The sequence below is a fragment of the Nocardia asteroides genome, from assembly GCA_019930625.1.
Taxonomy (GTDB): Bacteria; Actinomycetota; Actinomycetes; order Mycobacteriales; family Mycobacteriaceae; genus Nocardia; species Nocardia sputi.
Window position 1 is genome coordinate 225,114 of sequence record CP082844.1, and the last position, 18,528, is coordinate 243,641.

The 18,528-nt window shown below is 69.5% G+C and carries 18 protein-coding genes and 1 pseudogene; 11 read left to right on the forward strand and 8 right to left on the reverse strand.

From position 1 onward, the window contains the following. Positions 1-13: 13 nt before the first annotated feature. Together K8O92_01105 and K8O92_01110 are read right to left on the reverse strand one after the other, a co-directional pair. Positions 14-946, reverse strand: a complete 933-nt coding sequence (locus tag K8O92_01105) for a YegS/Rv2252/BmrU family lipid kinase (GenBank protein UAK35364.1) — start codon at positions 944-946, stop codon at positions 14-16. A gap of 14 nt (positions 947-960) precedes the next feature. Further along, entirely contained in the window at positions 961-2,538 is a 1,578-nt protein-coding gene (locus K8O92_01110) for an FAD-binding oxidoreductase (GenBank protein UAK35365.1), read from the reverse strand. A gap of 175 nt (positions 2,539-2,713) precedes the next feature. Here K8O92_01110 and K8O92_01115 point away from each other — a divergent pair, with 175 nt between their 5' ends. Together K8O92_01115 and K8O92_01120 are read left to right on the forward strand one after the other, a co-directional pair. Beyond that, a complete protein-coding gene (locus K8O92_01115) occupies positions 2,714-3,352 on the forward strand; it encodes a TetR/AcrR family transcriptional regulator (protein UAK32669.1) in 639 nt (212 codons plus the stop codon). A gap of 43 nt (positions 3,353-3,395) precedes the next feature. Continuing rightward, the gene (locus K8O92_01120) at positions 3,396-4,937 is read left to right on the forward strand and encodes a glycerol-3-phosphate dehydrogenase/oxidase (GenBank protein ID UAK32670.1); all 1,542 of its coding nucleotides are present in this window, start codon (positions 3,396-3,398) and stop codon (positions 4,935-4,937) included. On the opposite strand, the gene K8O92_01125 is transcribed toward K8O92_01120, so the two are convergent. Further along, complete coding sequence (locus tag K8O92_01125; protein UAK35366.1) at positions 4,930-5,394, reverse strand: GNAT family N-acetyltransferase; 465 nt, start codon at positions 5,392-5,394, stop codon at positions 4,930-4,932. The two genes, K8O92_01120 and K8O92_01125, sit on opposite strands and share 8 nt — an antisense overlap. Positions 5,395-5,521: 127 nt before the next feature. Further along, positions 5,522-6,193, reverse strand: coding sequence for a TetR/AcrR family transcriptional regulator (locus K8O92_01130; GenBank protein ID UAK32671.1), 672 nt, complete (start codon positions 6,191-6,193; stop codon positions 5,522-5,524). 446 nt (positions 6,194-6,639) lie between these two features. Here K8O92_01130 and K8O92_01135 point away from each other — a divergent pair, with 446 nt between their 5' ends. The 4 genes from K8O92_01135 (at position 6,640) to K8O92_01150 (ending at position 11,818) form a co-directional block, all read left to right on the forward strand. Further along, positions 6,640-7,800, forward strand: coding sequence for an FHA domain-containing protein (locus tag K8O92_01135; GenBank protein UAK32672.1), 1,161 nt, complete (start codon positions 6,640-6,642; stop codon positions 7,798-7,800). 62 nt (positions 7,801-7,862) lie between these two features. Beyond that, positions 7,863-10,214: an FdhF/YdeP family oxidoreductase gene (locus K8O92_01140; GenBank protein ID UAK32673.1), complete on the forward strand. Its 2,352-nt coding sequence runs from the start codon at positions 7,863-7,865 to the stop codon at positions 10,212-10,214. A gap of 144 nt (positions 10,215-10,358) precedes the next feature. Continuing rightward, positions 10,359-11,198, forward strand: coding sequence for a formate dehydrogenase accessory sulfurtransferase FdhD (fdhD, locus tag K8O92_01145; protein UAK32674.1), 840 nt, complete (start codon positions 10,359-10,361; stop codon positions 11,196-11,198). A gap of 80 nt (positions 11,199-11,278) precedes the next feature. Beyond that, positions 11,279-11,818 (forward strand): hypothetical protein, encoded by a 540-nt coding sequence (locus K8O92_01150; protein ID UAK32675.1) that lies wholly within the window; start codon positions 11,279-11,281, stop codon positions 11,816-11,818. A 90-nt stretch (positions 11,819-11,908) separates the two neighbouring features. Here the strand turns inward: K8O92_01150 and K8O92_01155 are convergent, their stop codons facing one another. Then, entirely contained in the window at positions 11,909-12,223 is a 315-nt protein-coding gene (locus K8O92_01155; protein ID UAK32676.1) for an integration host factor, read from the reverse strand. Between the two features lie 195 nt (positions 12,224-12,418). Here K8O92_01155 and K8O92_01160 point away from each other — a divergent pair, with 195 nt between their 5' ends. From K8O92_01160 to K8O92_01180, 5 genes and pseudogenes are all read left to right on the forward strand, one after another. Continuing rightward, positions 12,419-13,048 (forward strand): dihydrofolate reductase family protein, encoded by a 630-nt coding sequence (locus tag K8O92_01160; GenBank protein UAK32677.1) that lies wholly within the window; start codon positions 12,419-12,421, stop codon positions 13,046-13,048. A gap of 200 nt (positions 13,049-13,248) precedes the next feature. Next, positions 13,249-14,043, forward strand: a complete 795-nt coding sequence (locus K8O92_01165) for an AraC family transcriptional regulator (protein UAK32678.1) — start codon at positions 13,249-13,251, stop codon at positions 14,041-14,043. Between the two features lie 41 nt (positions 14,044-14,084). Then, positions 14,085-14,462, forward strand: coding sequence for a nuclear transport factor 2 family protein (locus K8O92_01170; protein ID UAK32679.1), 378 nt, complete (start codon positions 14,085-14,087; stop codon positions 14,460-14,462). A 106-nt stretch (positions 14,463-14,568) separates the two neighbouring features. Further along, positions 14,569-15,138, forward strand: coding sequence for a carboxymuconolactone decarboxylase family protein (locus K8O92_01175; GenBank protein UAK32680.1), 570 nt, complete (start codon positions 14,569-14,571; stop codon positions 15,136-15,138). Between the two features lie 224 nt (positions 15,139-15,362). Next, positions 15,363-16,133, forward strand: a pseudogene (locus K8O92_01180) (hypothetical protein). Positions 16,134-16,361: 228 nt separating this feature from the next. On the opposite strand, the gene K8O92_01185 reads toward K8O92_01180, so the two are convergent. The 3 genes from K8O92_01185 to clpX form a co-directional block, all read right to left on the reverse strand. Further along, on the reverse strand, positions 16,362-16,622 hold the full coding sequence (locus tag K8O92_01185; GenBank protein UAK32681.1) for a ribosomal protein L7/L12: 261 nt from the start codon (positions 16,620-16,622) through the stop codon (positions 16,362-16,364). A 28-nt stretch (positions 16,623-16,650) separates the two neighbouring features. Continuing rightward, positions 16,651-17,061: an STAS domain-containing protein gene (locus tag K8O92_01190; GenBank protein UAK32682.1), complete on the reverse strand. Its 411-nt coding sequence runs from the start codon at positions 17,059-17,061 to the stop codon at positions 16,651-16,653. 151 nt (positions 17,062-17,212) lie between these two features. After that, the gene (clpX, locus tag K8O92_01195; protein ID UAK35367.1) at positions 17,213-18,493 is read right to left on the reverse strand and encodes an ATP-dependent Clp protease ATP-binding subunit ClpX; all 1,281 of its coding nucleotides are present in this window, start codon (positions 18,491-18,493) and stop codon (positions 17,213-17,215) included. Positions 18,494-18,528 lie beyond the last annotated feature (35 nt).

The window sequence follows — 18,528 nt, forward strand, 5'->3', positions numbered from 1 at the left end:
GCCGCCGGGGTGGTCAGGGCACCAGGACGGTCAACGCGCCGGGGACCGCCCGAATGGTGATCGGCAAGGTGCCCGCCGGTTCACCGTCGGCGGTGGCGGGCGCGCCCGCGGCGGTGAGCGTGACGGCCGCGGCGCGGAACTGCTTGACCTCCGGGTGGTCGCGGCGCTTACCCGCCGACAGCGCGGGCAGCAGGCGCAACATCTCCACGCGCGACAACGCGCCGACCACGGTCAGGTCGAGCAGTCCGTCGTCCATGATCGCGTCCGGGCAGATCAGCATGCCGCCGCCATAGGTGCGGGTGTTACCGACCGCGACCATGACCGCCTCGGTCTCCAGCAGGGCGCCCTCCCCCGGGTTGGTCAACCCGTCGGTCACCGCGCCCTCCAACTCGACCCGATAGGGCACGGTGAAGCGCCCGGAGATCTCGGCCAGCGCGGCGACGGTGTAGCGCAGTCTCCCTTTCGGCCAGCGCATCTCGTTGGCGCGCAGGGTGACTCGCGCATCGAATCCGGTGCCGATCACCGTGGCGAACCACATCGGCTGCCCCGGCGCATCGATCCGGCCGAGATCGATCGTCCTGGTCCGGCCGCGCAACACCAGAGCGGCGGCGGCGAGCGGATCGTCGGTCGGCACCCCGAGTTCCCTGGCCAGGTCGTTGCCGGTGCCCGCGGGAATCATGCCGAGCGCGACCCCGGTCTCCGCGACGGCCGGAAGGGTCACATTGATCAGGCCGTCGCCGCCGACGCAGACCACAGCGTCCGGCGGCGCGCCGCCCACGCCCGCGATGGAATCCCGCACCTGCCGGACCGTTTCGGCGACGGAAGGGGCGCACACCTCGGTGACCTCGGCCCCGCCCGCGCGGAAACGGGCGATCGCGGCGCTCGCCGCGTCGCCGCCTCTACCGTGCCCGGACCGCGGGTTGGTCACCACGGTGATTCTGCGCACCGGCGAATACTCGGTCATGGCAGCAGCTTTCCGGGGTTCAGGATGCCGGCCGGGTCGAGTTCTGCCTTCACCGCGCGCAGGACGCGCACGCCGAGGTCGCCCACCTCGTCCGGCACCCAGGGACGGTGATCGGTTCCCACCGCGTGGTGATGGGTGATGGTGCTGCCCGCCGCGACGATCGCGTCGCCCGCCGCGCGCTTGGCGGCCTGCCACTGGGCCAGCGGGTCGTCCAACTGCTTGGCGACGACCGTGAAATACAGCGACGCGCCAGTCGGGTAGGTATGCGAGATGTGGCACATGACCAGGGGCGGCGTCCCCTGCCCGCCGAGCGAATCGGTCAGCGCCGCGGTCACCTCGGCCTTCAGCGCACTCAGGTTCGACCAGGTGGTGGCCGTTTCCAGCGTTTCGCAGAGCACGCCGACATCCAGGAGCGCGTCACGCAGGTACGGCGCGGCGAAACGGCCGTGCTCCCATTCCCGCGCCGGTGTCTCGCCCAGGGCCGTGCCGCCCGCCGCGGCCAGCAGCGCACTCGCTTCGGCACTGCGGGCGGCGACGTGCGCCGCGCTGCCCTCGAAGGTGGTGACGGCCAGGCACCCGGTTACCGGGTTGCCGCCGATATCGCCGGAGCGGGCGAGGTTGATCCCGGTCTCCGCCTCGTCGGAGAGCCGGAGCACGGTCGGCGCCGCGCCCGCCTGCACCACCGAACGCAATGCGGCGGCGCCGGTCCGGAAGTCGGGAAACGACCACGCCTGGTAAGCGACGGTGTCCGGAACCGGGTGCACTCGCAGGGTGACCTCGGTGATCACACCGAGCGTCCCCTCCGAGCCGACGAACAACTCGCGCAGATCCGGCCCGGCGGCGGAGGCGGGTGCGCGACCGAGTTCGAGCGTGCCGGTGGGCGTGGCGATCTTCAGCCGCTGCACCATGTCGTCGAAGCGGCCGTAACCCGCCGACGCCTGGCCGGACGAGCGCGTCGCCGCGAAGCCGCCGATCGTGGCGAACTCGAAACTCTGCGGGAAGTGACCGAGCGAGAGCCCGTGCGCACCGAGCAGTTCCTCCGCCCGCGGACCGGTCAGGCCCGCGCCCAGCGTGGCGGTGCCACTGATCGGATCGATCTCGGTGACGCCGTCGAGCCTGCGCAGGTCCAGCGCGATCACGGCGCCGAAGCGACCGCGCACGGGGTCGACCCCGCCGACCACGCTGGTGCCGCCGCCGAAGGGCACCACCGCGACGGCGTGCGTCGCGCAGTAGGCGAGCACGGCGAGGACCTGCTCGTGATCGGCGGGGAAGACGACGGCATCCGGCGCGTCCTGCGGGCCCTCGGCCCGCCTGCGCAGCAGATCGGGTGTGCTCTTTCCCCCGGCGTGCCGCAGCCGATCGCGGTGGTCGGCCGACACGTTCGCGGAGCCGACCACCTCGATCAACCCGGCTCGCAGCGCGGGCGTCAACGCCGATTCGCGCAGTGGCACGTCGCCCTCATCGCGGCGCGCCACCGGGTTGCCCGACACCCCGAACACCTGCGACAGCAGACCACGGATCCGCTCCGAAAGGGGCTGGTGTCCAGCCGGGACACCCCAAGCATCCCAGACCATACTCGGCGACCCGCCCGAGCCGGCCTTTGCCGCGAGAGCCGGATCACCGCCGGTGTGCTGCTGCGTTCTCACCATACGTTACAGTTTGACATAGACTGTCAAGCAGTAACGAAAATTCGGCTCGTTCTTCCAGGTCGGCGACCCGTCGACCGCTCGACCCACCGGTGGTGAACCGTTGACCGCTCCCGACATCTCCGCCGAGAACCCGCTCTCGGCGACCGACCTGGCGATCCTCGACGCGGCCCGTGCCTGCGTCCAGGAATTCGGCGTGCGCCGCACCACGCTCACCGAGGTGGCACGGCGTGCGGGCGTCAGCAGGCCGACCGTCTACCGCCGCTGGCCGGATACCGGCGCGCTGGTGGCCGAGCTGCTGGTCCGCGAGCTGCGCGGCATCGTGGCGGCGGCCATGCCGTCCGCGGGCAGCGCGCGCACCAGGCTGGTCGAGGGCATGGTCACGGGCGCGGCGACCGTTCGGGCGAATCCTTTGTTCGGCAAGATTTTTCGCACCGACACCGATCTGATGCTCACCTACGTCTTCGGCAGGCTCGGGCGCAACCAGCGCGCTCTGATCGAGCTGTTCGCGGCCGGTATACGGGAAGGCCAGCAGGACGGCTCCATACGCGGCGGCGACCCGGAGCGGATGGCCACGATGCTGCTGCTGATCGCGCAGTCCGCGGTGCAGTCGGCGGGCACCGTCGCGCCGCTGCTGGCGGGCGAGCACCTCGACACCGAACTCCGTCACGCCATCGACGGGTACCTCGACGACCACACCCGCGAAGCGGCCGCGGACTCCGATCGAAGGAACCCGCGATGACCACGGGCTCGTACGCCTCCCGCCCGACTCGAAAGGCACAGCGATGACCGAGAACTCGATGCCCGCGGGCGACTCCGCGTTGAACGCGGCGCGCCGCGCCGCGGATCTGTCCCGGCTCGGCGACGGCGCCGAGATCGATGTCCTGGTGATCGGCGGCGGCGTCACCGGCGCGGGCGCGGCGCTGGACGCCGCCGCCCGTGGACTGCGCACCGTGCTGGTGGAACGCCACGATCTGGCCTTCGGCACCAGCCGCTGGAGTTCCAAGCTGGTGCACGGCGGCCTGCGCTATCTGGCCGGCGGACGGATCGGCATCGCGCATGAGAGCGCGGTGGAACGCGGCATTCTGATGCGCACCACCGCGCCGCATCTGGTGCGCCCGCTGCCCCAGCTGGTGCCGCTGCTGCCCGGAATAGGCACAACCCAAGCGGCGCTCGTGCGCGCCGGTTTCCTGGCCGGTGACCTGCTGCGGCGCGGCGCCGGCACACCGGCGGCGATCCTGCCCCGGTCCCGGCACGTCGCCGCCGCGGAAGCCGTGCGCCTCGCACCGACCGTGCGGCGCGCGGACCTGCGCGGCGGCCTGCAGGCATGGGACGGACAGCTGGTCGACGACGCGCGCCTGGTCGTCGCGCTGGCGCGCACCGCGGCGGCCCACGGTGCTCGGGTGCTGACCCGCGTCGAAGCACTCGAGGCGAGCGGGAATTCGGCGATCCTGCGCGACACGCGCACCGGCGAAACACTCACGGTGCGGCCGCGCACCGTGGTGAACGCCACCGGCGTCTGGGCCGACCAGCTGGATCCGAGTATCCAGCTGCGCCCGAGCCGCGGCACCCACCTGGTGTTCTCCGCGGCGTCCTTCGGCGGCCTCACCGCCGCACTGACCGTGCCGGTGCCCGGCAGCATCGGTCGCTTCGTCTTCGCCTTCCCCGCCGCACACGGCCGGGTGTACCTGGGATTGACCGACGAAGACGCGCCGGGCCCGGTTCCCGACGAGCCGAAGCCCACCGACGGCGAGATCGACTTCCTGCTCGACACCCTCAACCCGGCTCTGCGTGAGCCGTTGACCCGCGACGATGTCCGTGGCTCCTACGCCGGACTGCGCCCGCTGCTGCAGACCGCCGACGACAGCACGGCCGACATCTCCCGCAAGCACGCGGTGCTGCGTTCACCGAACGGGATCATCACGATCGTAGGAGGCAAGCTCACCACCTACCGGCGGATGGCCGAGGACGTGATCGACGCCGCGGTCGCGCAGGGCGGTCTCGGGGCGGGACCGTGCCGGACCCGGCGGCTCCCCTTGGTGGGTGCGGTCTCCGGCGCGGCGCGCGACCGCATCGACGCCCCGCCCGTGCTGATCGAGCGTTACGGCAGCGAAGCGGCGACGGTGCTGGCCGCGGCGCGCCGCGATCCGGCGCTCGCCGAACCGGTGGCGCCCGGAATCGACGTGTCGCGGGCGGAATTCGTGTTCGCGGTGTCCCACGAGTGCGCGCTCGACGCCGATGATCTACTGGACCGGCGCACGCGCATCGGCCTGGTCGCCGAAGACCGGGCCGCCGCGTCTGCGGCCGCCGAACTGGCCCTCACCTAGCGGCGCACCGCCTTTCGCGGCTGGAGTCCATCGACCATTCGGACAGCTCGGCGCGCATGCACGCGCGCGGCCAGCGGTCGAGGCCGTGCGCGTGTTCGGCCGCACGCAACGCGGTCAGTCCCGGCGTCTGCTCCTCCGCCGACAGGTACCGGAAGCCGAGCCGCTCGTAGTACGGACCGTTCCAGGCGACCTCGGTGAAGGTGGTCAATGTCATCGCGGGCAACCCCGCGGCAGCGGCCCAGCGCGCGCCTCGGTCGAGCAAGCGCTTGCCGATCCGGCGTCCGGCGTAGTCGGGGTGCACGGAGACCTGCTCGATATGGGCGTTCCCGTCGACGATCCCCACGATCAGGTAGCCGATCGGCACGTCGTCGTCAATCCATACCCAGGCGCGCCCGGCCTGCTGGAACTCTCGCAGAGTGGCCACCGAAGGAGGTTCGTCGTCGGCCACCGCCGTCATCCCGATCTCCGCGAACGGCTTGCCCGCCGCGCGTTCGATATCTTGGAGCGCGGGTAGGTCGTGCGTCGTCGCGAGGCGGATCACCCGCCCATTGTGAATCGGCGTGGGTGGCGTGAGCCAGTGAATATCACTTCGCCCGCGTGGCGAGAATGCCGTTCAGCAGCACCTGAACGGCCCAGGCCGCGCGCGCGTCGCCGTCGCCTGCCAGCAGAGCGTCCCGCATGGCCACGATGGTCGGATAGCGGTCGGCGGGCAACTCGGCGAAGCGCCGCTCGATCGCGGCGAGGTACTCCTGCTCGGTCCCGCCACCGGTATCGTGCACGCTCTGTTCGGCCGCCGATGCGGTGATGTGCAGGAAGAGCAGGTCCACCGCCCACGACGCGGTCCGGGCGTCCAGCCCCGCCTCGGTGAGCGATCCGAGCATCAGTTCCACCAGCCGCAGCGCGTTCGGGCTGCTCGGGATCACACCCAGCGCGACGAGCGCCAGTCCTTCGTGCCTGCTCATCGCCGCGACCATGCCATCGACGAGCGCGGTCAGCCGCTCGCGCCAATCCGTCCCGGCGGGCGCGGGGACAGCGCCGAGGACATGATCGAGCATGGCGGCCATCAGATCGTCGCGATTGGCGACGTACACGTAAAGCGAAGCGGCGCCGGTATCCAACTCCTGCGCCACGCGGCGCATGGTCAGCGCCGCCGCTCCATCCCGGTCCAACACGCGCAGGCCGGTCTCGACGATCACCTCACGACTCAGCGGAACTTTGGCGGGGCGGGACCGGCGGCTGACGGCTGCTGCGCTCATGCGCCGAGCATAACCAGGTACGAACGCTGTTCGGACGAACGGCGCAGGTCCGCGCCCGCGGACTTCGTCCGCACACTCGGCGATGAGCTCGGGAGGGGCATCGGACCCGGCATGCGGCGGGAGCACGGGCGCAACGGCCTGTCGCGGTCGCGCATCCGCCACACGGGTCACGTCGACACTTCATGTGATCCACAGCACAGACATAAATTTCACACATGGCCACCGTCTGCTGCGGAAAAGGCCACAACGCGCAGCTCACAGCCATTGCGAAGACAGGCGGGCCCGCTCGCGAGAACCCGCGCCGCAGCGCGAGATTCGGCGGCCGAGGGGCACAACGGAGCGTTCGGCGCATTTCACTCGCGATGTCTCGACACCCCGGTTCGGTTCCCGCCGACGCTCTATGCTGGCTTCGGTATGCCGGTAGTGCGCCGGGAAGGAGGGCGCGGGTGCGCAGAAAACCGTCCACCGTGGGTGTCGCACCGGGCGACGGACTGGTCGCCCGCTTCGGGGCGGTCGTCGCCTACCTCGGTGCCGAAACCGCCTCCACCGACCGCGTACTCGGCACCATCGAAGCCGTCGCCGAAGGGGACCACCCCGGCGCCGCGCTCGCTCAGCGCTTGGCCGCGGTGATCTTCGGCAGCACGGTCCAACCGCCGCCGTTCGGCGTGGTCGCGCCGACCGACGACGGCATGCTGATCCTGTTGCGCGGACCGGTGACCGCGGAGATCCAAGGCGCGGAGGGCACCCGCCGCCTCGACGGCGGACGTGCGTTCACCTGGGTGGACGAAATCGTGCGCGAACCGGTGCGCCGCATCACGATCGGGGCGGGCACCGGTGCGCCGCCGACCGCGCTGCCACGCACGGACCTGCGCGCGGGCGTGGTGCCCGGTGGCGGCTTCGTCTTGCACGCGGCGGTGCGGCGCGCCGGGAAAACGGTCGAGCCGCGCACCGCCGAGCCCGCTTCGCGGCCCGAGCCCGAGCCGACGGCCGCGGCGGGTTTCACCGCGATGCCCGAACCGACCGGCGCGTCCGAAGCCGTCGCGCCCGCCCCGCAGCCGACCGAATCGGTGCGTCCCCTTGCCAAACCGCGTCCGCCACGGCCAGTCGCGGATCGTCCGCTCGCTTGGTCCCAAGTGCATCCCGCGCATGAAGCGGTAGCCCTGCGGAAAACGCCCGAGACCAGCGGAACAGGTGTTCCTCGCCCGGCGGCCCCCGCAGGAGACAACATCGGCGCACTGGTGACCGAAGACGGTGCGGCTTACCCGTTGAATCGCGCCTACGTCATCGGTCGCGGTCCCCAGGTGGACGAATCGGTGCGCGCCGCTACCGCCGCACCGCTCGTCATCCAGCGCGATCGCCACGTTTCCCGCGTTCACGCCTACGTGTCGGTCGACGGCGGCAAGGTGTACGTCCGGGACGCCGCCGCCACGTCCGGCACCTTCATCGCGGCTCCCGGCGCCGACCAGTGGACCCGGATCAACACGTCCCCGACCGAACTCCTTCCGGGCTGGCGCGTCCGCGTCAGCGAGCGCGTCCTCACCTACCGCGGCCAGGATCAGCGCACCGGCGGCGCGGCCGACACCGCGGGCGCTCGCCGCCGTTCCTGAACAGCGGCGTGAGCCTGCCGGTCCGCGCCCGGTCCGGACGACGGGAAGGGGACAATGGCGGCATGCACCGAAACGGACCGAGCCGCGACATCGATGAGTCCGAGCTGAGTGTGACCCCGCCGAAGGAGCAGGCCGCGGGTGTCACCGCCGTGGCGGTGGCGCTGAAACGCTCGGTCGAGGAGATGGGTGTCGTGCGCACCGCCCGCACCCTGGCGCGGGTCAATCAGGTGCACGGCTTCGACTGCCCCGGCTGCGCCTGGCCGGAGCCGACCGGTCATCGCAGGCCCGCGGAGTTCTGCGAGAACGGCGCGAAGGCCGTCGCCGAGGAAGCCACGCTGCGCACGGTCACGCCGGAGTTCTTCGCCGCGCACTCGATCGCCGAGCTGAGCGAGAAGTCCGGCTACTGGCTCGGGCAGCAGGGCAGGCTGACTCACCCGATGGTGCTGCGGCCCGGCGACACCCATTACTCCCCCATCACCTGGGAGGAGGCCTACCGGTTGATCGCAGATACACTGCGCGGCTTGGACTCGCCCGACGAGGCGGTGTTCTACACCTCCGGCCGCACCAGCAACGAGACCGCGTTTCTCTATCAGCTGCTGGTACGCAGTTACGGCACCAACAATCTGCCGGACTGCTCCAACATGTGCCACGAGTCCTCCGGTACGGCGCTGTCGAGCTCGATCGGGATAGGCAAGGGCTCGATCTCCATCGATGACTTCGAAAAGGCCGACTTGATCGTCGTCGCGGGACAGAACCCGGGCACCAACCATCCGCGGATGCTCAGCGCGCTCGCCGCGGCCAAAGCGAAGGGCGCCCGGATCGTCGCGGTGAACCCGCTGCCGGAGACCGGGCTGCTCGGCTTCCGCGATCCGCAGACGGTGAAAGGGATCACCACCGGTGTGCCGATCGCCGACGACTTCCTGCAGATCCGCCTCGGCGGTGACCTGGCCCTGTTCCAGGCGCTGGGCCGCCTGCTACTGGAAGCCGAGGACCGCGCGCCCGGCACGGTGGTCGACCGCGCGTTCGTCGACGCCCACTGCGCGGGCTATGCCGACTACGAAAAGCACGCGCGTGCCGTCGATCTCGCCACCGTGGAAGAAGCGACCGGCCTGAGCGCGGCCGAACTCGAGCACACCGCCGAGCTGTTCGCACGCTCGCGCAACATCATCCTGTGCTGGGCGATGGGCCTGACCCAGCAGGCCCATGCCGTGGCCACCATCGAGGAGGCCACCAACCTGCTGCTGTTGCGCGGCATGATCGGGAAACCGGGCGCGGGTGTGTGCCCGGTGCGGGGCCACTCCAACGTCCAGGGTGACCGCACCATGGGCATCTGGGAGAAGATGCCCGAGACCTTCCTCGGCGCTCTCGATCGCGAGTTCGGCATCACCAGCCCGCGCGAGCACGGCCTCGACACCGTCGCGGCCATCCGCGCCATGCGTGACGGGCACGCGAAAGTCTTCTTCGGCATGGGCGGCAACTTCGTCTCCGCCACCCCCGACACCGCCGTGACCGAGGCAGCGCTGCGCGGCTGCGCGCTCACCGTGCAGGTCTCCACCAAACTCAACCGCAGCCACGTCGTGCACGGCCGCACCGCGCTCATCCTGCCCACCCTCGGGCGCACCGACGTCGACCTCGCCCCGGACGGCACCAAACATCAAGTCTCGGTGGAGGACTCGATGTCGATGGTGCACCTGTCCACCGGTCGGCTGAAGCCCGTCAGCGAACACCTGCGCAGCGAAGTCGCCATCGTCTGCGAACTCGCCGCGGAACTCTTCGGCGCCGATCACGCGGTGGGGTGGGCGCGTTTCGCCCGCGACTACGACGCCATCCGCGACGCCATCTCCCGCGTCGTACCCGGCTGCACCGACTACAACCGTAAAGTTCGGCAGCGCAACGGCTTCCAGTTACCCCACCCGCCGCGCGACGCCCGCGAATTCCGTACCGCCACCGGCAAGGCCAACTTCGCGGTCAACGAACTGACCTGGCTGCCGGTCCCCGAGGGCAGGCTGATCCTGCAAACGCTGCGCAGCCACGACCAGTACAACACCACCATCTACGGCCTCGACGACCGCTACCGCGGCATCCACCACGGCCGCAAAGTCGTCCTGGTCCACCCCGACGACATCACCGCGTTCGGCTTCACCGACGGCGACCTGGTCGACATCGTCTCCGAGTGGACCGACGGCACCGAACGCCGCGTCGAAGGCTTCCGCCTGGTCTCCTATCCCACCCCACGCGGCAACGCCGCCGCCTACTACCCCGAAACGAATCCTCTGGTACCACTGGACCACGTCGCGAAACGGTCCAACACACCCGTCTCCAAAGCGGTCACCATCCGATTCGAAGCGAGCACCGGCGTGAGCGGTCAGGGCGGGAGTCAGGGCCCCGCTCATGCAGACAAGGACACAGCATGAGCGGTCAGGCCCGGAGGAGGCAGCGCAGCGTAACCACGCAGGGCCCCGCTCATGCAGACAAGGACACAGCATGAGCGGTCAGGCCCGGAGGAGGCAGCGCAGCGTAACCACGCAGGGCCCCGCTCATGCAGACAAGGACACAGCATGAGTCGCGTCACCGCCCGCCGCCGGATGCTGCGGATCTCGCCCACCGGGGAGATCCGTCGTCCGGACACCCTCGCCGTCGAGGAACCGCTGGAAATCCGCATCGGCGGGCAATCTCTGACGGTCACCATGCGCACCCCCGGCAACGACGTCGACCTCGTGCACGGATTCCTGTTGAGCGAAGGCATGATCGGCTCCGCCGAGGACATCGTGGCGGCCCGCTACTGCGCGGGCACCGACGACCAGGGTCGCAACACCTACAACGTCCTCGACGTCACCCTGCGCGCACCCGTCCCGGTGACGAAGCGGAATTTCCTCACCACCGGCGCCTGCGGCCTGTGCGGCAAGAGTGCCCTCGAGGAGGTACGCACCCGCACGCGATTCCCCCTGCCCTCCGGCGGCCCCGTGGTGGATTCCCGTGTGCTGGCCGCCATGCCCGGCATGCTGCGCGACCGCCAATCGGTGTTCGACGCCACCGGCGGCTTGCATGCCGCGGGGTTGTTCACCGCCGAAGGCTCAGCGCTGGCGGTGCGCGAGGACATCGGCAGGCACAACGCGGTGGACAAGGTGATCGGCTGGGCGCTGCGCGAAACCCGGGTCCCCGCTCACGATCTGGTGCTCATCGTCAGTGGGCGCGCCTCGTTCGAACTGGTGCAGAAAGCCGTCATGGCCGGCATCCCGATGCTCGGCGCGGTCTCCGCGCCCAGCTCCCTCGCCGTCGACCTCGCCGCCGAGGCCGGACTCAGCCTGGTCGGCTTCCTCCGCGGCGACACCATGAACGTCTACACCGCCCCCGAGCGGATCGGCACCGATCCGGGCACGGACTCGTTGTTGGCCTGACTCACTATTGCTCCGGCCGGACACCCGTCTTACCGTGGCTGCACAGAGCCGAAACGGATTCGGTGAGAACGGAGCGGCCGATGCGGATCTCGGTGGAGGGAAACTCCGGGGGCCTGCGGGTGCGGATGCGGTTCGAGCAGTACCGCCGCCTGCTGCTCACCCGGATCGTACTGGCCGTTTTGGCGGTGCAAGGCGCCGTCGTCGGTCTGTGGGCCACGCTGGCGCCGCACTCCTGGTACACCAGCTTCCCGGGATTCGGCGCACGCTGGGTGGCGGCCGACGGCCCGTACAACCACCATCTCGCGGCCGACGTCGGGTCCTTCTTCCTCGCGCTGACCGCGGTGACGATCGCCGCGCTGGTCGTCGACGGCACCACGGCGGCCCGGATCGCGGGCATCGGCTGGCTGACCTTCGGTATCCCCCATTTCCTGTACCACGTCTCCCACAAGCCCGCCGAGCTGGGCGCGGCCAGTTTCACGGCCAGCCTCGTCGCGGCGTTCCTGCTCGTGGTCGGCGGAGTCGTCTGTGTCTTCGTTCCGCCGCGTGGCGAGCTGCCCCTGTCGGAACCGCAGCCGATCACGCTGCGTTTCCCGCGCCGCCGTCCACGCACGTCTCGATGATCGAGGCCCGGTCGGCGAGTCCGGGACGCCCGTGGGCGATCACCACGGGCGTGATCCGGTGCGTCCGCGGATAACGCCGAGTTCCCCGGGTCAGTCCTTCAGCGCTTCGAGCAGCGCCGCGCGCTGACGTGCGCCGAGACCGCCGATGCGGCGGTCCTCGGGGATCTCCGCCTGGTCCATCAGCTTCGCGGCCTTCACCGGGCCGACACCGGGCAGGGCCTTGATCACCGCGGCCACCTTGGTCTTCTTGACCAGCTCGTCGGAGTCGGCCTTCTTCAGCAGGTCCGCGACCGAGACCTTGCCCTCCTTCACCTTGCCGATCAGTTCGGAGCGTGCCTTGCGGACCGCAGCCGCCTTGGCCAATGCCTCGGTGCGCTGCTCTGCGGTCATGGTAGGCAGTGCCATGTCTCCTCCGCTTTCCACTCGTCACTCGAACCTCTGGTTGACCGGACCGAGTAAACAGCACGGCACCGGCAGCGCAAGCTCGACACACCGGGGCACGAACAGCGGAAATAGCGATGAATTTCCCCGGTCCACGCCGTCGGAATCGGTGAACGGCCGACGCCCGGCGGGCGAAAAGGACGAAAGGAACACCACGTCATGGAGCTGTCCCTCACCCAGTTCGTCACGCTGGACGGCGTGTGCCAAGCACCCGGCGGCCCGCAGGAGGACACCAGCGGCGGATTCACCCATGGAGGCTGGTCTGTGCCGTTCGGCGACGCGGATTTCGGCGCGTTCATCGACGCGGTTTTCGATCGCGCGGACGCGTTCTTGCTCGGACGGCGTACCTACGAGATCTTCGCCGGTTACTGGCCGAAGATCACCGATCCGGACAACCCGGTGGCCACCAAGCTCAACGCCCTGCCCAAGCACGTCGCCAGCCGAACCCTGGAGCGCGCCGCATGGCCGGGCACCGAGCTACTGCGTGGCGAACTCGTCGCCGAAGTGACCGCACTGAAACAGCGGCCCGGCCGCGAACTCCAGACGCACGGCAGCGGCAACCTGGCCCGCACACTGTTGGCCAACGGCCTGATCGACACCCTTCACCTGCTCACCTTCCCGGTACTTCTCGGCACCGGTAAGCGCCTGTTCAGCACCGATGTGCAGCCGACCGGGCTCGAGCTCACGGAATCGCGGGTGACCGGCAGCGGCATCGTCATCGGCACCTACCGCAACGCCGGTGCGCCGCGTTACGGCGACTATTCCGAGGAGGCCATCGCTGCGCAGTAACACGGGGTGCCCCGTTCCCGACAAATTCAGCGAACACTCAGCGCGGTTCATGGTTCAACGGCGAACCAGGGGGATCAACGACGATCCCCCACATCCGGCGCGATCGGCCCACACCGAGCGGCGCCGTCACCGGGCCGACCACAACATCACACAGTCGGTTCCACGGCCCGTGGCAGCGTGGCCCGTGACAGCATGACGGCATGGGGCCGAGCATTCCGCCGGGGACGCCCTCTCCCGCAGCATTGTGGCTGTGGCCCGGGCAGGCGATCTATCGCGGACCGTCGCTGCACTTGGCGGCGCATTCCACCGCGGTCGACTGCCTTGCCGTCGGGGTGGACGCCACGCTCACGCTGGAGGCCGACGGCATAGCGCGTACCGCACGCAGCGCGCTGATCCCGCCACGCCGGGTACATCGCGTGGTCGCGGGCGGCGATCACATGATGTTCTGCTATCTGGATCCGGGCTCGCGCAGCGCCCGGGCATGTCGCGACCGAATGCTCCTATGGGACAGCGGTTTCGGACTCGGTCACCGAGCGGAGAGCGCGCTGACGACCGCCGCGAGCGGCCCGTGTCCCGATCCGCACGAACTGGCCGACCTCGTCGGCGCCGCGCCGGTCCCGGTGTTGGACGGTCGCGTGACGGAGGCGATGGCGGCGCTGCTCGCCGATCCCGCGCGCGAATTCACCGCAGGGCGGTTCGCCGCGGCGGCGCACCTGTCCGAGTCACGCTTCCTGCGCTTGTTCGCGGCGCAGGCAGGAACCTCGTTCCGGCGGTATCGGCTCTGGGCCAGGATGCTCGGCGTCGGCCGCGCGATCGCCGAAGGCGCGAATCTCACGGTCGCGTCGGCCGAGGCAGGATTCGCCAGTCCGTCCCATTTCAGCGACGCCTTCCGCACACTGTTCGGGTTGTCGGCCACCGCGCTGTTGGCCACCGGCGTGCAGATTGTCGTGCTGGACGCGGCGCAAGGGATCGAATCGGACTCGCGAACTTGCTAGGCTACAAAACTAGAACACGTTTCACCTCAAGAGGAGGCTCGATGGCCGAGCAGATCCGCGATGTGGTCGAGCAGTACGTCAAGCTGGTCGGCTCGGGCCCGACCGAGGACATCGTCGATCTGTACGCGCCCGACGCGGTCGTGGAGGACCCGGTCGGCACCCCGCCCAAGCGCGGCCACGACGCCATCCGCGAGTTCTACGAGGTGATCGCCGCCCTGGACCGGGAGACCGAGCTGCGGCCCGAGGATGTCAGGGTCGCGGGCAACCAGGCCGCGTTCGCGTTCACCATCGTCACCAAGGTCGGTGGGCAGCGCTTCGTCCTGTCGCCGATCGACGTGATGGAGTTCGACGAGGAAGGCCGGAAAACCGGAATGCGCGCCTACTGGAGCCAGGAGGACATGCGGGTCGACCCCGAGTGACCCGCCCGGCGGCCGTGTGCCGGCTCACACCGTCGCCCCATCACATTCCGGCCCGGTCTCTCGTCCGAGAAGTAGGAACCACATCCGCTGATCGAAGGAGATCGACATGGGCGCCACTCGGATCGCCGCCGTCACCCCGCAGCAGGCGGGGCCGGTGACCAAACTGCTGTACCGGCTGGCCAAGCGCCGCTTCCGCGAAGTGCCGGAGCCCTTCGCCGTCACCGCCAACCATCCGAAGCTGCTTACCGCCAACGCGGTGCACGAGACCATGGTGGACCGGGCCAGCACCGTCCTGCCCGCCGTTATCCGCGAGATCGCCGTCTATCGCACGGCGTGGACGATCGGCTGTTCGTGGTGCGTCGACTTCGGCGCCATGCTCATGCGCCTGGGCGAGCTGGACATCGCCCGGCTCGAACACATCGCCGACTACGCGACCTCGCCGCTGTACTCCGACGACGAGCGCGCCGCCATCGCCTACGCCGACGCGATGACCGCCACGCCGACCGCGGTCACCGACGAGCAGGTCGCCGACCTCGAGCGGCGCTTCGGCCGGGCCGGTGTGGTGGAGCTCGGCTATCACATCGCGCTGGAAAACTCGCGCGCCCGGTTCAATTCCGCGCTCGGGATCACCGCACAGGGTTTCAGCACCGATTCCTGCCGTGTGCCCTGGGCGTGAAAGGGGCTGCGGCGCTGGGAAAAGGTCTCCGCCGACCTGGCACTTCGGCGCCGCATCCACTCCGGACTGTCGCTGCGGCCTGGAATGCACTAAGAATAAGGGGTGTCGACGTCGCCTGGCCGTGCCCCGGTCAGCGAGCTACCGCTGCGAATTTCCCCGCACGGTAGCCGTGCCGGCGTCTTCGATTTCTCGAGTTCCCCTCCGCCCGACCGTTTTGGAGCCGCATGCTCGACGAACAGACCCCGGACGACGACATCGAACGGCTGGCGAGGCGGGTCGAGAAGGCCCGCGGCCGTCTCGCCTACCAGTTCGACCCGGCGCTGACCGGCGCACTGTCGGAAGAGGAACTGCTCGCCGAACGCGAACTGGCCGAACGGATCCGGACCCAGAACCGCGACCAGCGCTGGAAGCATGCCGAAGCGTCCTCCGCGGCATCCGACCGGGCGCGGCACACCTCGGAGGCCATCGAGAAAGCCGAGATCAGGGACCTGTTGCTGGCGCGCAAAGCCATTGCGGCGCAGCGCCGAGCCTCCAGCCCGCACGCCCGGCTGGCGTCGCTGTACCGGCACCGTTCCTGGTCGCTCGGCGCGCTGGCGGGCGTCGTCGCGGCGGGGATGCTGTGGTCGGCGGTCAACGTCCAGCACAACATCGCGCCGGGCGGGCCGACCGACCCGCTGTACTGGTTCAGCTACCTGCTCGAGGCGATGATCAGCGTGTCGCTGATCATCATCATGATCGGCACGAACAAGGTCACCGAGTGGGGCGTGCTGGACAACCGCAGCCAGGTGGCCGCGGCCGAGATCGCCTTGCTGGCCCTCACTGTCGCCTTGAACACCTACCCGTACGTGAGCGAGGGGCGGTGGTTCGACGCCGCCGTGCACGGGGTTGCTCCGGTGATGATCGGCGTCGCGCTGCTCATCCACGACGCCGCGAGCGCGCGCTACGGTCGCGCGATCAGCTACGCCACCGAACAGGTGCGTAACCTGCCCGACCCGATCGGGCACGAGCCCTTGCCGGAACGTGCCCTTGCGGACATGAGCGGCACGGACGCCGACCCCCGGACGGGTCTGCACGCCCCGCTGGTGCACAGCGCGCCCGGCTAGTCCTACTGCGCAGCGGCGCAACGGAAGTCAGCACGGAGCCGTACGCCGACCCCCTGCCCGAACCGGCGCGGATGCGGTCAGCGAGCCGAACCCCGCCCCTGGCCTGCCACTCCGGCGTCCTCAGTACGGGTACCGCCGTTCGACCGCGTCTTTGGCCTCTTTCAACCCGCAGCCGGTGAGCTCGCGGTACCGCTTGATCGCGTGAATCTTCTTGCCCTGCGCCAGTAATGCGTCGATCTCCGCCATGCCCTCGCCCCGCGGGACCGACCGCACCGCAGGCCGCGGCGCGACCGGCGCCTCGATGCCCAGATGGGCCATGATCAGATCGAGCTTGACGTGCAACGCGTCGACCTTGCGCTCCAGGCGCCGGTTGGCAAACATGAACCGATCGTAACGACGGACACCCGCTTCAGGCGGCAACGAGCACGGCGTCGGCCAGACTCGCCATGACCTCGAACCGCGCACGGTCACCAGCCAGCTGCAGCAGCCGGTCCACGCACGGCTGGCCGGTGACCAGACGCAACCTGCGGCCGGTCTCCTCCAGCATGGACCGCGCGTCGATCAGGACTTGTAGTCCGGCGACGCCGAAGAACCTGACTTTGGACAGATCGACGACCACCAGGGGCGCCGCTGTGCCCAGCGAGCCGATCAGCCTGCGGCGGAACACTTCGACGGTGTAATGGTCGACCTCGCCCGCGAGCGCGCAGAGGGTGACCAGCTCGCTCGGGGCGGTGACGGAAATCTTGAGCCGCTCGGCGGGGTGATCGGCATTGCGAGCAGCGTTGAGGACGTACGTGGGGTTGGCGAAGCCTGCCGACATGAGGACCTCGGTCCAGTCGCGCCCGCAGCGTTCTCGCGAGAGGGAGTGCTCGCGGGTGATGTAGCGCTCCAGAAGACGCAGCCGCCGGAACTAGGCTGTTTGCTCAACCCTCACGAAGGTGTACCCCCGCGGGTAAGCCGCCACACCCGGATTACGCCGACTTCTCCCGGCGCTCCGGCCGCTGCGGCTTGCGCGGCACGATGGTGGGCAGCACGTTGTCGTTGACGGTGTCCGCGTTGACAACCACCTTCGCGACGTCGTCGCGGCTGGGGATGTCGTACATCGCGGGCTGGAGGACTTCCTCCATGATCGCCCGCAGGCCACGCGCGCCGGTGCCGCGCAGGATCGCCTGGTCGGCGACGGCCTCCAGCGCGTCGTCGGTGAACTCGAGGTCGACCCCGTCCATCTCGAACAACCGGACGTACTGCTTGACCAGCGCGTTCTTCGGCTCGGACAGGATCTTGACCAGCGATTCCTTGTCCAGGTTGGTCACCGAGGCGACCACGGGCAGACGACCGATGAACTCGGGGATCAAGCCGAACTTGATCAGATCCTCCGGCATGACGTCCGCGAAGTGGTCGGTGGTGTCGATCTCGGCCTTGGAACGCACCTCGGCGCCGAAACCGATGCCGCGATGGCCGGTGCGGTCGGAGATGATCTTTTCCAGGCCGGCGAAGGCGCCCGCCACGATGAACAGCACGTTGGTGGTGTCGATCTGGATGAACTCCTGGTGCGGGTGCTTGCGCCCGCCCTGCGGCGGCACGCTCGCCTGGGTGCCCTCCAGGATCTTCAGCAGCGCCTGCTGCACGCCCTCACCGGACACGTCGCGGGTGATCGAGGGGTTCTCGCTCTTGCGAGCGATCTTGTCGACCTCATCGATGTAGATGATGCCGGTCTCGGCGCGCTTGACGTCGTAGTCCGCGGCCTGGATCAGCTTCAGCAGGATGTTCTCGACGTCCTCGCCGACATATCCGGCCTCGGTGAGCGCGGTAGCGTCGGCGATGGCGAACGGCACGTTCAGCATCTTCGCCAACGTCTGGGCCAGATACGTCTTGCCGCAGCCGGTGGGACCCAGCATCAGGATGTTGGACTTGGCCAGCTCGACGGTCTCGCCGCGGCTGTCCCGGCCCTTGTCACCGGCCTGGATGCGCTTGTAATGGTTGTAGACGGCCACCGCGAGAGTGCGCTTGGCGGTGTCCTGTCCGATGACGTAGTTCTCCAGGAAGTCGCGGATCTCGGCCGGCTTCGGCAGCTCATCGAGCTTGACCTCGCTGGACTCGGCGAGTTCCTCCTCGATGATCTCGTTGCAGAGATCGATGCACTCGTCGCAGATGTACACCCCTGGTCCCGCAATGAGCTTCTTGACCTGCTTCTGGCTCTTTCCGCAGAAAGAGCACTTCAGCAGATCGCCGCCATCTCCGATGCGCGCCATCTCGTGGGTCCCTACTTCCTTGTCCGCGTGCAACC